The 14,661-nt window shown below is 59.7% G+C and carries 13 protein-coding genes and 1 pseudogene; 13 read left to right on the plus strand and 1 reads right to left on the minus strand.

Features of this window, described 5'->3' with window-relative positions:
• The first annotated feature begins 8 nt into the window (after window positions 1-8).
• The 13 genes from urtE to IV113_RS06185 all read left to right on the plus strand — a co-directional run bounded on the left by urtE (window position 9) and on the right by IV113_RS06185 (window position 13,421).
• Window positions 9-698, plus strand: a complete 690-nt coding sequence (gene urtE / locus IV113_RS06125; RefSeq protein WP_182120688.1) for an urea ABC transporter ATP-binding subunit UrtE — start codon at window positions 9-11, stop codon at window positions 696-698.
• A 26-nt stretch (window positions 699-724) separates the two neighbouring features.
• A complete protein-coding gene (locus tag IV113_RS06130) occupies window positions 725-1,762 on the plus strand; it encodes an aliphatic amidase (protein WP_182120687.1) in 1,038 nt (345 codons plus the stop codon).
• Between the two features lie 37 nt (window positions 1,763-1,799).
• A complete protein-coding gene (locus IV113_RS06135) occupies window positions 1,800-2,606 on the plus strand; it encodes a CbbQ/NirQ/NorQ/GpvN family protein (RefSeq protein ID WP_291081790.1) in 807 nt (268 codons plus the stop codon).
• Window positions 2,607-2,620: 14 nt separating this feature from the next.
• Window positions 2,621-4,312 (plus strand): VWA domain-containing protein, encoded by a 1,692-nt coding sequence (locus IV113_RS06140; protein ID WP_291081792.1) that lies wholly within the window; start codon window positions 2,621-2,623, stop codon window positions 4,310-4,312.
• Between the two features lie 122 nt (window positions 4,313-4,434).
• Window positions 4,435-5,598 (plus strand): transporter substrate-binding domain-containing protein, encoded by a 1,164-nt coding sequence (locus IV113_RS06145; RefSeq protein WP_182120684.1) that lies wholly within the window; start codon window positions 4,435-4,437, stop codon window positions 5,596-5,598.
• A complete protein-coding gene (locus IV113_RS06150) occupies window positions 5,598-6,233 on the plus strand; it encodes an ANTAR domain-containing protein (RefSeq protein ID WP_291081795.1) in 636 nt (211 codons plus the stop codon). Before IV113_RS06145 ends, IV113_RS06150 begins: the two co-directional genes overlap by 1 nt.
• Before the next feature lie 157 nt (window positions 6,234-6,390).
• Window positions 6,391-6,867, plus strand: a complete 477-nt coding sequence (locus tag IV113_RS06155; protein ID WP_291081797.1) for a PTS sugar transporter subunit IIA — start codon at window positions 6,391-6,393, stop codon at window positions 6,865-6,867.
• Window positions 6,868-7,033: 166 nt separating this feature from the next.
• Window positions 7,034-8,311, plus strand: a complete 1,278-nt coding sequence (locus IV113_RS06160; RefSeq protein ID WP_291081799.1) for a PQQ-dependent sugar dehydrogenase — start codon at window positions 7,034-7,036, stop codon at window positions 8,309-8,311.
• A gap of 83 nt (window positions 8,312-8,394) precedes the next feature.
• Window positions 8,395-8,709 carry a cytochrome c gene (locus tag IV113_RS06165; RefSeq protein WP_291081801.1) on the plus strand — a complete coding sequence of 105 codons (315 nt, stop codon included), beginning with the start codon at window positions 8,395-8,397 and terminating at the stop codon, window positions 8,707-8,709.
• A gap of 32 nt (window positions 8,710-8,741) precedes the next feature.
• Window positions 8,742-10,856 (plus strand): TonB-dependent receptor, encoded by a 2,115-nt coding sequence (locus IV113_RS06170; RefSeq protein ID WP_291081803.1) that lies wholly within the window; start codon window positions 8,742-8,744, stop codon window positions 10,854-10,856.
• Window positions 10,857-11,218: 362 nt separating this feature from the next.
• The gene (locus tag IV113_RS06175) at window positions 11,219-11,623 is read left to right on the plus strand and encodes a RidA family protein (protein WP_291081805.1); all 405 of its coding nucleotides are present in this window, start codon (window positions 11,219-11,221) and stop codon (window positions 11,621-11,623) included.
• Window positions 11,624-11,633: 10 nt separating this feature from the next.
• Entirely contained in the window at window positions 11,634-12,626 is a 993-nt protein-coding gene (locus IV113_RS06180) for an acetamidase/formamidase family protein (RefSeq protein WP_291081807.1), read from the plus strand.
• 33 nt (window positions 12,627-12,659) lie between these two features.
• Window positions 12,660-13,421, plus strand: coding sequence for an SDR family oxidoreductase (locus IV113_RS06185; RefSeq protein WP_291081809.1), 762 nt, complete (start codon window positions 12,660-12,662; stop codon window positions 13,419-13,421).
• 654 nt (window positions 13,422-14,075) lie between these two features.
• Here the strand turns inward: IV113_RS06185 and IV113_RS06190 are convergent.
• Window positions 14,076-14,661, minus strand: a pseudogene (locus tag IV113_RS06190) (hypothetical protein); the annotation flags it as partial.

Consider the following 14,661-nt stretch of genomic DNA (forward strand, 5'->3'; position numbering starts at 1 on the left):
AGAACAGCATGTTGGAGATTTCTCAACTCAATGTCGCCTACGGCGAGTCCCATGTGATCCACGATGTGTCGTTCAAGGTAGGCCCGCGAGAGTCTGTGGCCATCATGGGTCGCAACGGGATGGGGAAGACCACCTTGCTCAAGTCCCTGATCGGGCTGCTTCCGGTGCGTTCGGGTGCGATCCGGTTGGATGGCGCGGAGATGGTCGGGCAGCCCAGCTACCGTCGCGTGCAAAACGGCATGGCCTTCGTCCCGCAAGGCCGCATGGTGTTCCCTTTTCTCTCGGTGGAGCAAAACATCCTCTGCGGAGCCGAGCACTCTGGTTATCGGCAGGTACCCGACTACATCTACCAGTTCTTCCCGGTGCTGAAGGACATGAAGCAGCGCAAGGCAGGGAATCTCTCGGGCGGTCAGCAGCAGATGCTGGCCATCTCGCGAGCCTTGGTCTCCGACCCGAAAGTTCTGATTCTTGATGAACCCACCGAAGGCATCCAGCCTTCAATCATCAAGGAAATTGCACAGACCCTCAACGTTCTTCGCCATGAGCGGGGATTTGCCGTCGTGGTGTCTGAGCAGGTACTGAGTTTTGCCCTGGATCTGGCTGACCGGTTTCTGGTCATCGATCGCGGGCGGATCGTGCACGAAGAAATGCGTGCTGAGCTCAATCAGGAAAAAGTGAAGTCGTTCCTGACCGTTTAACCCCCAACCCCTCCCAGGAGATTTTCATGAGACATGGTGACATTTCCAGCAGCAACGATTGTGTCGGCGTCGCGGTCGTCAACTACAAAATGCCCCGCCTGCACACCACCGCAGAGGTGTTGGCAAATGCGCGCGCCATTGGTGAGATGCTCGTTGGCATGAAGAAGGGACTGCCCGGCATGGACCTGGTGATCTTTCCAGAATATTCAACGCACGGGATCATGTACGACTCGAAAGAGATGTACGAGACCGCTTCGACAGTTCCAGGCGCTGAGACGGAGATTTTTGCCGAGGCTTGCCGCAAGGCCAATGTCTGGGGTGTGTTTTCCTTGACGGGAGAGCGTCACGAAGAACACCCCAACAAGGCGCCTTACAACACGCTCATCCTGATGAACAACAAGGGGGAGATTGTTCAAAAGTACCGAAAGATCATGCCTTGGGTGCCTATCGAGGGTTGGTATCCCGGCGACTGCACGTATGTCTCTGAAGGCCCGAAGGGCATGAAGATGAGCTTGATCATCTGCGACGACGGCAACTACCCTGAGATCTGGCGTGATTGCGCCATGCGCGGTGCAGAACTGATCATTCGTTGCCAAGGCTACATGTATCCCGCCAAGGAACAGCAGATCATGGTGTCCAAGACCATGGCTTTCCTCAACAACACTTACGTTGCGGTGGCCAACGCAGCTGGGTTCGACGGTGTGTATTCGTACTTCGGCCACTCGGCCGTGATCGGCTTCGATGGCCGCACGCTGGGCGAGTGCGGTGAGGAGGAGATGGGCATCCAGTACGCTGAACTGTCCATGAGCCTGATCCGTGACGCGCGCAAAAACGGGCAATCGCAAAACCACCTGTTCAAACTGGTGCACCGGGGCTACACCGGGTTGATCAACTCGGGCGATGGCGACAAAGGTGTGGCTGCTTGCCCTTACAACTTCTACGCCAACTGGATCAACGATCCGGAAGGAACGCGCGAAATGGTGGAGTCGTTCACGCGCACCACCGTGGGCACGGAGGAATGCCCGATCGAGGGCATCCCCAACGCCGCGACCAAGCATCGCTGAGCCCGAGACGCGTCTTCTTCATCTTCAGGATCCTTGCATGTCAACAGCACTCGACGAGTACCTCATACGCACCGAACCGTTCTACCAGGCAGCGGGCCCCGAGATCGAGTGTTATGAGCGCGCGTACGCGCATCGGATGCCGTTGATGCTGAAAGGTCCTACCGGCTGTGGGAAGACGCGCTTCGTCGAATACATGGCGTGGAAGCTGCAGCGCCCGTTGGTGACGCTGGCCTGCAACGAAGACATGACAGCTTCCGATCTGATCGGGCGCTATCTCCTCGATGCCGATGGAACTGCGTGGCACGACGGGCCCATGACGCTCGCCGTGCGCCACGGTGGCATCTGTTACCTCGACGAGGTAGTGGAGGCTCGACAGGACACGACGGTGGTGATCCATCCGCTCACCGATGCTCGCCGCATTCTCCCGCTGGACAAAAAAGGTGAGGTGGTGAAAGCGCACCCGGACTTCCAGTTGGTGGTCTCGTACAACCCGGGCTATCAGAGCAGCGCCAAAGACATGAAGCCATCTACGCGGCAACGCTTCGCCTCGCTGGATTTTGACTACCCATCCGAGGATAAGGAGGTCGGCATCGTGGCACACGAAGCCGGGGTGTCTGACGTGTTGGCACGGCAATTGGTCACCATCGCTCACTGCACCCGTGCACTGAAGCAAAAGGGATTGGACGAAGGCGTGTCCACTCGTATGCTCATCTACGCCGGCATCCTCATCCGAGACGGCATGTCGAAAGCCCAGAGTTGTGAAATGACGATGATCCGCCCGCTGACAGACGATCCCGACATGGCGCTGGCCATCCGCAATTTTGTCACTGCCCAGTTTGGATGACCGTGTCGCCTCACGTGAGCTCCGAGCTGTCGGGCGTTGAGCCTTTGTCGGGTTTACTGCCAGCGTTGCGCTTGCTGGCGCACGGGTTGAGCAACGGCCAGATCGCAGTGGAGGACAACAGCATGACGGGTCGGACAGAGCGCGCTGTGCTCACATCCACCCAGCTCTTGCTCACCAGCCGCCCAATGGATGAGAAGCCCGCTTTACCCGAGCGTCTGTTCGGCTTGTTGCGCGCGACGGTGGCCCATGCCGTGGCGCACCGGCGGTTCTCTCGCCCTGCACTTCCGACGCACACGCTGAAGCCCTTGGGGCTCGCTGTTGTTTCTGCGATAGAAGACGCCCGAGTCGAGCGCCTGTTGTGGTGCAGGTACCCAGGTGTGCGCCAATGGTTTCTGGAGCACCTCGCCCCGGTCCCCGATCCAGGTGACCTGAGCTTTGAAGCACTCGTCTCACGCATGGACCGCATCTTGCTGGACCCTGGGTACAGCGACGACAACCATTGGGTCAACAAAGCAAAACGACTGTTCGAAGAGGTGGCCGCGGCACATGGGCTGGAGGCCTACGACGAGTTTCGTGCGGTCGCGTCCATCTTGGCCAATGACCTGGGCCAGATGCGCGTTCGTTTCGATCCGCAGCACCACGTCGTGCCCTCGCCCTATCGGGATGACAACAGTTACTTGTGGACGTTTCCCGAAAACAACCAGGCCCAGGACGAGGCGATCGCCTCACCTCAGTCGGCTACCCCCCGCATGGCGAATGTGACCAACGGGGACGCTTCGTCATCTCCGCAGGACAACCAGGAGGAAATGGAACTCGGCAGGTTTGTGTACCCCGAGTGGCACCACGTGCTGGATCTCTGGCGCCATAACTGGTGCACCGTGTTGGAAAAGCTGCCAAGCAGCTCGGTCCAGGGGCCATCACGAGGTGGCATTGCCGCTGCCCATTCCGTCAAGCCGATGGCCCTTCGTCGTTTGAGACGATTGAGCCGCCGGCACCGGTTGCGAAGGCAGTGGGAGGGCGATGACATCGACCTGAACGCCGCCATCGAAGTGTTGGTCGATCGTCGACTCAGCCTTCAGCCTGAGCCGCGTTTGTTCATGCGAGCAGGGCGGGAGACTGGGGCCTCCAGCATTCTGGTGCTGCTCGATCTTTCCGAGTCGACCAACGAACCTTGCGGTTCTTCTGGTCAGACCTTGCTGGATCTGGAAAAGCAAGCGGCTTTCATGCTGGCGGACGCGACCGCCAACACAGACGACCGCATTGCCATACATGGGTTCAGCTCCAACACGCGGGCGCAGGTGGACTACCACCGGATGCTTGAGTTCGGAGTGCCACTGCAAGGCGCAGCCCGATCCCGCCTGGCTTCGGTGCCAGGGCGCCACTCGACCCGCATTGGAGCGGCACTCCGCCATGCCAGCGCTTTGTTGCAGGATGAGGGGGACAATCGACGCGCGATCTTGCTCGTGACCGACGGCGCACCAGCGGATGTGGACGTGTTCGACTCCGAGTACCTCACAGAAGACGCGCGGGTGGCGGTGATGCAAGCCCGAGTGGCTGGCGTGAGAGTTTTTTGTATTGCCGTGGATGCCCAGGCCGACCATTACGTTCGCAGAATATTTGGCTGGCGGGACTATTGCATTGCCGAGAACGCTTCGTCTCTTCCTACTCAGCTTCAACGGGCTTATGCCCGACTGGTCGGAGGATGAAGCATGTACGACTTGTGCAGCCACAGGTTGTGTTGTCAAGATGGGGATGTTTGCAACCATGCGTGAGAAGCTTTTGCCGCGCAAGCGGTGCGGGTGCGGCGTGAGCCGTAAAGGGGAGCCGAATGGCTAACAAAGACCCTATCAGGGTCGGTATATTGTTTTCCGCGACGGGTGTGACATCGACCATCGGGTTATCGCAGATGCATGGCGCCCTCTTGGCTGTTGATGAAATCAATGACTCGGGCGGCATAGACGGCCGGGAGCTGCAGCCCGTGCACTACGACCCCGAATCCAACCCGATTCGCTACGCTGAGTTGACCGAACGCCTCATCCATCGGGACGGCGTGAACGTGATTTTTGGCTGTTACATGTCCAGCAGTCGAAAGGCGGTGATTCCGATCATCGAAAAGTGGAACAAGCTGCTGTTTTATCCCACGCTGTACGAAGGCTTCGAGTATTCCGCCAATGTGATCTACACCGGGGCCGCTCCCAACCAGAACAGCGTGCAGCTGGCCGAATTCATAACGTCGAATTTTGGCGCCCGTGTGTATCTGATCGGATCCGACTACATCTACCCCTATGAGTCCAACCGGATCATGGGTGAGTTGGTCCTGCAGCGCCAAGGCAGTGAAAAACTGGCAGAGCGTTACGTGCCTCTCGACGCGACCGAGCGCAATTTCGCAGATGTCATGTCGGACATCCGTAACAAGCGACCAGACTTCATTTTCTCTACGGTGGTCGGCGATTCCACTGCATCGTTGTACCGGGCTTACGCAGATGCCGGCTTCGACCCCAAGACGATGCCGATAGCCAGTCTGACGACTTCCGAGGCGGAAATTTCGCAGATGGAGCGTGGCCTTGCGACAGGTCACTACACATCTGCCCCTTATTTTCAGTCGATCGACTCGGAGGCCAACCGACGCTGCCTCACCAATCTTCGACAGCGGGTTGGTGACTCATGTGTTCCGAATCTATGCTGGGAAGCGTCATACTTCCAGATGCACATATTTGCCAACGCAATGCGCCATGCAGGCAGTGACGACATCTCGACGTTGATGCCTTACATCCTGGGTAGCGAATTCGACGCGCCTCAGGGCCGGGTGAAGATTGATCCGACCAATCACCACACCTGCCTCTACCCGCGTATTGGTCGGGTCAATTCCGATGGGCAGTTCACGATCGTCCGCCAGGCCCGCCGATCGGTGTACCCTGATCCTTACCTCGTGACTCATTCACTGGGTGACTGGGCAGCGCGTTTGGACACGCTGGACAAGTTGGAGTGCTGATGAGCGAACAGGGTGAACACCGTTCTTCGTTGCGGGCCACGCCCCAGCAGCTCAAAGAACTGCGAACCTTGAATGTTGCCGTCATCCATCCCGACGACGCGGACGGACGCCAGCTTACCCAACAACTGCAGCGCATTGGTTGCAAGGTACAGGCCTTCTGGCCACCAGTGCATTCGATCTCCAAAGATGTCGATGTCGCATTTGTTGCTGTTCGACCCGACATCCTGAACTTGAATATGGACTGGGCACGATCCGAAGATGCCCCCACGGTCATTGCCGTCGTCAACTATGAAAACCCGACCATCGTGGAGGTGGTGCTGGGTTTGGGGGCCAAGGCAGTGCTTCCCTCGCCAGTCCGAACGTTTGGCTTGCTTTCAACGTTGGTGCTGGCGCGAGAGTCACACAAGGAAAATCGTGGCTTGCAAAGGCGTTTGCGCAAGGTGGAGGCGAAGCTGGTTGGCGTGCGACACATCGCTGATGCTAAGGTGATTCTGATGAAAACCCATAACGTTACAGAAACCGAGGCCTACGACCTCATTCGTGAGAAAGCCATGAGCACGCGCTCTACAACGGAGGAGGTTGCCAAGGCGATTTTCGAAGCACACGAAGTGCTATCGATGGGCGGAAGGCGCTGAACGTTTCAACTTGAAAAATGCAATATTGGGACTTGATGCCAGTTCAAGAGTGAGCCCGGTCATTCGAAAACGAGGACCCGTAAGGCAGGGGCGAACATCACCGTCATTCGACGCCCAGTACTCGTGCGACCGCAGTTGGTCCCAGACAAGGTAGAGAATGGTGCACATCGCCAGTTCCGAAAACCTGTTCACACAAACTTCCAGCACCCTCGATGTGGATGCGTACCTAGGAATAGTTGCGACCGACATCTCGACAATTTTCCAGTTTGTTGACGACAGAGTAGCTGACGGTGAGCGCATTCGCCGGGGGGCAGTGGCAAGAGCATTGACCCTTAGACAGGCTCGCGGAGGAACGGCTTTGGGCCGAGGCGTGATGCTGCCCCACGCCGCCGTGCGCAGGTTGCCATGCGCTCGTCTTGTTTACGTTCGATTGCACGGCGCGATCGACATCGAGACACCGGACCACAGACCAGTGCGAGACGTGCTGACTCTGTTGGTTCGCTATCCCGCGTCCCCCGCAGATCAGGTACTGCTTGAACGTATTCGAGACCCTTACTTCAGCCCGATCCTGATCGAGCAATTGCGTCACGGTTATGTTGCCAAAGCAACGGCTTGCCTGATGAAGTGCACATGAGGAATCGCATGTTGCTGGTGTGCGTGACGACCGATGGCCACTTCTGTTCGATTTGCGCAACAAAGTTGCCCCCACTAATTTTGGCGGCTTGTCTTCCCCTAGTGTTGACATCAAAATCGTGTTCCCGAGAAACAATATTCGGGAACTAAAACCTAAGAGGAGATATATGAAAAGCAAAAAGTTGGTGTTGGCGTTGATGGCCTGCGGCATAGCTACCGGTGTACTGGCCCAGGCAGGCAAGGACAACATTGCCACGCTCAAGCAGATGAAGGTCTCAGGCGTCGACCTGAACATCCCGCCGGTTGCGCAGGAAGGCAAGAACGCCGATGCGATCCGCGCCAACCTCAAGGCCGTGAAGCTGCCCCCGGGCTTCAAGATCGAGCTCTACGCCGTCGTTCCCGATGCGCGCCACATGGCGGTGGCCCCGAGCACCAACATGCTGTTTGTCGGCACCCGCAAGACCCGCGTGTGGGCCGTGACCGACCGCAACGGTGACGGCACGGCCGACGAGGTCAAGCCCTTCGCCCCGTCGATCAATTTCAAGGTGCCCAACGGCGTGTGCTGGACCAAGGACGGCTTCCTGGTCGTGGTCGAACACAACCGCGTGTTGAACTTCCCGGCTGCCGAATTCTTCTATGAAGGCCCGGACGTGGCCGTGATCGAGGTGGTGCCCCAGGGCGGCCTTATCCCGGTGGAGGAAGAGTCATACAACCACGGCGCGCGCACCTGCCGCGTTGCTGATGACGGCATGCTCTACGTGACCCTGGGCCAGCCGCACAACGTGCAGCCCGCGAACAAAGTCGACCTGTACGACAAGATCGGCATCGGTGGTGTGGTGCGCATGAACGCGTTCGACGGCTCCAAGCGCGAGGTGTTCTCGCGCGGCATGCGCAACTCGGTCGGCATGGACATCAACCCCAAGGACAAGTCGGTGTGGTGGACCGACAACCAGACCGACGGCCTGGGTGACGACGTTCCACCGGGCGAGCTCAACCGCGCCACCAAGGTCGGGGAGCACTTCGGCTACCCCTACTGGAACGGCAAATTCAAGGTGGCCGGTTCGCCCGCCGCCACCGACCTGAAGGACATGAAGGAACCCGCCAACGCGGTCTTCCCGCAGGTGGAGTTCCCGGCCCACCAGGCCCAGCTCGGCATGACCTTCTACAACGGCAAGCAGTTCCCGGCCAAGTACCAGGGCGGCATCTTCGTGGCCTCGCACGGCTCATGGAACCGCAGCCAGGCCACCGGCGCGCTGATCAACTTCATCCCGCTCAATGCCAACGGCACCGCCGGCAAGTCCGAAGTGTTTGCTGAAGGCTGGCTGGACGGCAACGGTGTGTACAAGGGCCGCCCGGTGGACGTGGCGCCCATGAAAGACGGTTCACTGCTGATTTCCGACGACTACGTCGGCGCGATCTATCGCGTCACGTACTCGCCGAATTGATCGGGTTCCCTCCCGGTCTCTGGCGCCAGGCGGCCTGCAGGGGTCGTCTGGCGTCCTTTTATGCTTGAACGGATCTCCTTGCCATGCGAATTTCTTTTCTTTTGGTCGCCGCGCTGAGTTTGGGCGCCGCACACGCCGCCGATCCCGTTGTTGGTCGCACCAAGGCCAACATGGCTTGCGCAGTCTGCCACGGCCCCAACGGCATGTCGATGATGCCTAACGCGCCCCACCTTGCCGGCCAGCCCGCCATCTACCTGGTGGAGCAACTCAAGAACTACCGCAGCGGCAAGCGACCGCACGAGGTGATGGGCGTGATCGCCAAACCGTTGACCGACGCCGAGATCGAGGATCTCGCCGCCTGGTATTCATCGCTGCAGATCAGCGTGCAAACGCCCTGACAGCCCCCAGATTTTCAAGACACCGACCCACCATGCAAGCGCGCTCCCTGGTTCTATTTCCCCTCGCCGTGCTGCCCGCCTGGCTGCACGCTCAAACCACCCCCCAACCGCCCGAGGCCGATGGCGGCGCGCTGGCGCCCGTGGTCATCACCGGCAGCGGCTCGGCCGACCAGCGCTGGCGCGGCGCGGCCACGGTGGACGTGGTCGATGGCCGCGAGCTGCGCGATGGCCAGTTGCAGATCAACTTGTCTGAAGGCCTGGCGCGTGTGCCGGGGCTGGTGATTCGCAACCGCGAGAACTACGCACAAGACCTGCAGGTGTCCATTCGCGGCTATGGCGCGCGTTCCACCTTTGGCGTGCGTGGTGTGCGCCTGTTTGTGGACGGAATCCCGGCCAGCGCGCCCGACGGCTCGGGCCAGGCGGCCAACTTCCCGCTGGGCAGCGCCGACCGCATCGAGGTGGTGCGCGGGCCGTTTGCATCGCTGTACGGCGCCTCCAGTGGCGGCGCCATCCTGCTCTACACCGAGGATGGCGGCAAACCCGGGGAACTGCGCGCGGGCATGGCGGCGGGTGCCAATGGCCTGTGGCGTTTCTCGACCCAGGTCACCGGCCAGACCGGCACGACCGAGACTCCAGGTTGGTCGTACACGCTGGACGTGGGCAAGTTCGCCACCGACGGCGCACGCCCGCAGTCTTCTGCGGACCGCAGCACCGCCAACGCCAAGCTGTCGCGCGCGCACGAGGGTGGACGCACCACGATCGTGTTCAACCGGCAGAGTGCGTTTGCGCTGGACCCGCAGGGGCTGAGCCGTTCGCAGTTCGACGCCAGTTCCGAGTTCACCGCTCCTCAGCCCATCCAGTTCAATACGCGCAAGTCGGTATCGCAAACGCAAGCTGGTCTGGCCTGGGACCAGGCACTGGGCAATGGTCACAAGATCGAATTGATGGGTTACGCCGGGCAGCGGCGGGTGATTCAGTTCCAGTCGATCCCGCCCGGCGCTCAAGGTGCTGCGGGCAGCTCCGGTGGTGTGATCGACCTCGACCGCGACTACTGGGGATTCAACGCGCGCTGGCGTCTGCAGCAGGAGTGGCAAGGCGGGCAGCTCGACCTGAGCGCGGGTCTGGCTGGCGATCGCCAGACCGATCTGCGACGCGGGTACGAAAACTTCGTCGGCGCCACGGTGGGTGTGCAGGGCGCGCTGCGGCGCGAAGAAACCAACCGTGCCACGACGGTGGATCCTTACGTGCGTGCCTCCTGGCAAAAGGAGGACTGGACCTTCGAAGGTGGATTGCGCCGCGTGAACGCGCGCTACGCATCGTCCGATGCGTTTTTGTCCAACGGTGATCAGAGCGGAGGGGTGGACTTCGAAGGCTACCTGCCGGTGGTGGGTGTTCGCTGGCAACTCTTGCCGCAACTGCAGGCATTCGCCTCTGTGGGGCGCGGCCTGGAAACCCCCACATTGAACGAAGCTGCATACCGCAGTGACGGTGGTGCGGGCCTCAACACCGCCCTCAACGCTTCGCGCAGCACCAGCGCCGAGATCGGTCTTCGTGGGCGCAATGCGGCAGGTCTGTGGAATGCCACGCTGTTCGACATCCGCACCCGCGACGAGATTGTCTCGGCGGGCACCATCGATGGCCGCGCAACGTTCAGCAATGGTGGCAGCACAAAACGCCAAGGTCTTGAGTTGTCGGCCGAGTACGGCATGGGCAGTGTCACGCTGAGCAGCGCGTACACCTACCTACGCGCGCGCTACGGCAGTGGTACCGCCAGCATCCCCGCCGGCAACCGACTGCCAGGCCTGCCGGAACACCAGTTTTTCTCGCAGTTGGCTTGGGCGCCGACCTTCGCATCGGGCATTGGCGGGGTGTTCACGCTCGAGGCACGGCACACCGGCAGCGTTTTCGCCAACGATGCGAACACAACCTCCACGGCCCGGGCCGAGGCTTACACGCTGCTGGGCATCGGCGCCCGCTTTGAACAAACCACCGGCGTCTGGACCTGGCGAGAGTTCGTACGCATCGACAACCTCACCGACAAAAAGCACGTGGGGTCGGTGATCGTCAACGACGGCAACAGCCGCTTCTTCGAGCCCGGCCTGGGCCGTTCACTGTCGGCCGGCATCGAGGTCTCGCGGCGCTTCTGAATGCACGCTTACCAAGCAAAAGTTTATTCTGTTCCGTAGCTGGTTGACACATCTGGTTTCGAGGTTCGATGGCAACGGTTCTCGCCCGATAACTGTTAGGACCGCATCTCTGGCGTTTGGATGCGGTGCTTACGTAGCACACCGTGAGTGGCAGCCGTTTGCGTATCCAGAAACTGGGGACCTTTTGGCGTCCACGGATAGCTCAAAAGTTAGTTCTTCAACCTATGAGCCGTAGCATAGGCGTCAACCTGGCTGCTGGCTCAGTTTTGACTCGGAGATCGTCACACCGGCATCTAGGATCGCTCCACCAAATATCGACGAAGATGTCCAGCCAACCGCTATTGATATCCCCAATCTTTCACATGATCGCGGGCGCACCCGACCCAGTGGCGCCATTTAGTCATGCCGTCGAATGCGATGGTTGGGTGTTTGTCACCGGACAAATGCCTTTCGTCGACACCTCTTTGGACACCCCTTACCCGGACGGTATCGAGGCCCAGACGCGGCAAGTCTTGAAGAACCTCAGCACCGTTCTGGCCGGTTGCGGTCTAGGGCTGGAGCATGCGGTCTCTGTGCGTGTTTACCTCACGCATTTCGAGGCTGACTACGCGGCAATGAATGCCGTGTATGCCAGCCATTTTGAGGGCGGGAGGTATCCCGCTCGAACATGCGTTGGCGTGACTGGCCTGGCCAAGGGTGCCCGGATCGAAATCGATCTCGTGGCGCGTCGAAGCGGCCTGCCGGTCTCTGCCGAACCACATGCCTGAAGGAGCTTGGATGAACTGGTTGGATAACTCGATCATGCGACAGCGCGGCGTGGCGCAGGGCCGGGCGCCAGAGACACACGCGCTGACCGAAGCGGTCCAAGGCAAATATCACTACACCATCGGCCCATACTCGGACCCCGTGTTGAAGATTCGTCCGGGCGACCGCGTGGTAGTGGAAACGCGTGATGCTTTCGAAGGCAAGGTGAAGACCGAGCAGGACCTGCCTTCGCGCGTGTTGAGCATGCCCTTTGTCAACCCGCAGAACGGTCCCATCATGGTGGAGGGCGCCAGCAAGGGGGACGTCCTGGCGGTGTACATCGAAAAGATGTCTCCAAGGGGTGACAACCCCCGCGGCACCTGCGCGATGATTCCCCAGTTCGGTGCTCTCAGCGGCACATCGCTCACTGCGCTGCTGGCAGAGGATCTTCCCGAGATCGTGCGCAAGGTGAACGTGGATGAAGAGGGCGTGTACTGGAGCAAGCGCGTCACGCTCCCATACCGTCCACACATCGGCACGCTGAGCTGCAGCCCGGAGATCGACTCGATCAACACGCTCACGCCCGACGCGCACGGCGGCAACATGGACTTGCCCGACATGGGCCCAGGCAGCATCACCTACTTGCCAGTTCGCAGCGAGGGCGGGCGGTTATTCATCGGCGACGCACACGCCTGTCAGGGTGACGGCGAGGTCTGCGGCACAGCGGTGGAATTCTCCAGCACGACGACCATTCAAGTTGACCTCATCAAAGGCTGGCAGCTGGAATGGCCACGGCTTGAGAATGAGGCCATGATCATGGCAATCGGCAGCGCCAGACCACTTGAAGATGCCACGCGCATCGCCTACAAAGAGCTGATCCTGTGGATGGAAGCCGAATATGGCTACGACCGCTGGGACGCTTACATGATGCTCAGCCAATGCGGACAGGTCCGCCTGGGCAACTTTGTCGATCCCAAGTACACCGTCGGCGCAGGCATCAGCAAGAAGTACCTCGCGCCTGCCTGAGCAAAGCGCAATTCAAACCAGCAAGGAGAAAACATGGATCTCGGATTGAAGGGCCTGAAGGCCGTGGTGACCGGCGGCACAAAGGGCATTGGACGTGCCATCGTGCAGACGCTGGCGGCCGAAGGCGCTCATGTGGCCTTCTGCGCACGCAACGCCGAGGAGGTTGCGCAGGCGGTGAAAGACTTCCCCAACAACGGCGTGAAGATCAGTGGGCGCGCAGTCGATGTTGCCGACGGACCGGCGTTGGCCGCATGGGTGAACGATGTGGCCGCTGAGTTCGGCGGGATCGACATCGTTGTTGCCAACGTCAGTGCGCTGGCGATCGCCACCGATGAGGCCGCCTGGCAGCGTGGCTTCGAGGTCGACATGATGGGAACGGTCCGGCTGGTCAATGCCGCCATGCCCCACCTTGAGAAAAGCAGCAAGGCCTCTATTGTGACGATCTCCAGCGTCTCCGGCCGGGAGATCGACTTTGCCTCGGGCCCTTATGGAGCCTTCAAAGCGGCCATCGTCCATTACACACAAGGCCTTGCCCATCACCTGGCAGGCAAGGGCATTCGCGCCAACACCGTCTCGCCTGGCAACACCTACTTTCCCGGTGGCGTCTGGAGCCAGATTGAGACCGGCAATCCTGAGTTTTTCAAAATGGCTCTGGGCATGAACCCAACCGGGCGCATGGGCACGCCCCAAGAGATGGCCAATGCGGCTGCCTTTCTGGCAAGTCCTGCAGCGAGTTTCATCACCGGGACAAATCTCGTCGTTGATGGCGCGCTGACCAAGGGTGTTCAGTTGTAGTTTTTCGATCATCTGGCCTGGGGCGGTGGCGATATGGGCGGTTGGCGGCTTTGTTGCCTTGGGCCCGTTGGCACGTCCTCGGCGTTTGTTCTGCCTGGCGGCCTTGAGCACACGCGCCACGCCGGACTCGCTGCCCAAGTACACGCCCTAGTCGGCCAACATGGGGACGATGCGCGCCGGTGGCGCACAAGCAAAGCGCGGCTCGTTGCAACCGTCAGCAGCGCTGAGCGTTCGGCAGCTCTCAGGGCATGACTGGGCATCGGGCACACGGCGCTGAGTCTGCCATCGCCCGCAGTGAGGCCCGAGCGGGCCTTGCAGCACTGAAGGGTGCACACGTCGATACCAGCGACATTGGAGGCCGGCTGCAGCAGCGCTCATGCGGCATGGGGAGTGTCGACAGGTGAAGGTACGAACTGTCAAAACTGGGTTGGCAGGGCCGAGTTCCAAAGAGGCCGCTCCATCCCACTCATAAACAGCGCGCAAAGATTTATTCATCTCAAAATCATAAATTCAATCGATTCCGTCGATAGATGAAAAGACAGGCAAGCTACACTTTTTAACCTTCACGCCGCCGAGCTTAAATTTTATTGATGTCTTGTTTAGATCGACCAAATCAATGCGGCACAATCAAATTTTTTTCATCAGAGGGTCTATTCAAGTTAAGTCATTTGGCACCAACGCCCGGCGCAATCCATCTATGTAAATATTCACCTTATTGACATCTCGCACATAGAACAGTCGCTCGCGAGCCCAGTTGCAGTTGAAGTCGGGTTTCAGACTAAGAAGTTGTCCACGCGCTAGACTCATCTCCTCTTCACCAACAGCCAAATGCCCGAGCGCGGCCAAACGGTGAGCATAAGGCCAATAATGACAATTGGAGGTTCGCACCGCTTGGCTGGCGTAGGCATTGGCGCGAGCAAAGTCGCTGGCAAACAGCTTTGCCTGTGCGCGGTACGATAAAAAAGCCCATCGCATGGGGTCATGTGGGCTGAGGTCAATTGCGTGCTGAAAAAGTGGATCTGCACGTTCAAAATCACCAACATAGACATACGTATCTGCCAATCCGCACCAGGCAATGGCCAACGCCGGATTGAGGGCCGTTGCAAATTTCATTTCTGCAATCGCATCGTCGTACCGCTTGCAGACCGTAAGCGCCCGGCCCAGAGCAAAACGCACGGTCGCATCCGGGGTCTCCTCGTTTTCAGTGCAATAAGTGACGGTACGCAAAGCTAGCACTGGC

Origin of the sequence: Hydrogenophaga sp., from assembly GCF_018780385.1 — a bacterium.
GTDB lineage: Bacteria > Pseudomonadota > Gammaproteobacteria > Burkholderiales > Burkholderiaceae_C > Hydrogenophaga.

What these genes read in the sequence shown, in the direction of transcription:
- urtE (WP_182120688.1), top strand. Translation starts at nt 9, where the DNA reads ATGTTGGAGATTTCTCAACTCAATGTCGCCTACGGCGAGTCCCATGTG.
- IV113_RS06130 (WP_182120687.1), top strand. Translation starts at nt 725, where the DNA reads ATGAGACATGGTGACATTTCCAGCAGCAACGATTGTGTCGGCGTCGCG.
- IV113_RS06135 (WP_291081790.1), top strand. Translation starts at nt 1,800, where the DNA reads ATGTCAACAGCACTCGACGAGTACCTCATACGCACCGAACCGTTCTAC.
- IV113_RS06145 (WP_182120684.1), top strand. Translation starts at nt 4,435, where the DNA reads ATGGCTAACAAAGACCCTATCAGGGTCGGTATATTGTTTTCCGCGACG.
- IV113_RS06150 (WP_291081795.1), top strand. Translation starts at nt 5,598, where the DNA reads ATGAGCGAACAGGGTGAACACCGTTCTTCGTTGCGGGCCACGCCCCAG.
- IV113_RS06155 (WP_291081797.1), top strand. Translation starts at nt 6,391, where the DNA reads ATGGTGCACATCGCCAGTTCCGAAAACCTGTTCACACAAACTTCCAGC.
- IV113_RS06160 (WP_291081799.1), top strand. Translation starts at nt 7,034, where the DNA reads ATGAAAAGCAAAAAGTTGGTGTTGGCGTTGATGGCCTGCGGCATAGCT.
- IV113_RS06165 (WP_291081801.1), top strand. Translation starts at nt 8,395, where the DNA reads ATGCGAATTTCTTTTCTTTTGGTCGCCGCGCTGAGTTTGGGCGCCGCA.
- IV113_RS06170 (WP_291081803.1), top strand. Translation starts at nt 8,742, where the DNA reads ATGCAAGCGCGCTCCCTGGTTCTATTTCCCCTCGCCGTGCTGCCCGCC.
- IV113_RS06175 (WP_291081805.1), top strand. Translation starts at nt 11,219, where the DNA reads ATGATCGCGGGCGCACCCGACCCAGTGGCGCCATTTAGTCATGCCGTC.
- IV113_RS06180 (WP_291081807.1), top strand. Translation starts at nt 11,634, where the DNA reads ATGAACTGGTTGGATAACTCGATCATGCGACAGCGCGGCGTGGCGCAG.
- IV113_RS06185 (WP_291081809.1), top strand. Translation starts at nt 12,660, where the DNA reads ATGGATCTCGGATTGAAGGGCCTGAAGGCCGTGGTGACCGGCGGCACA.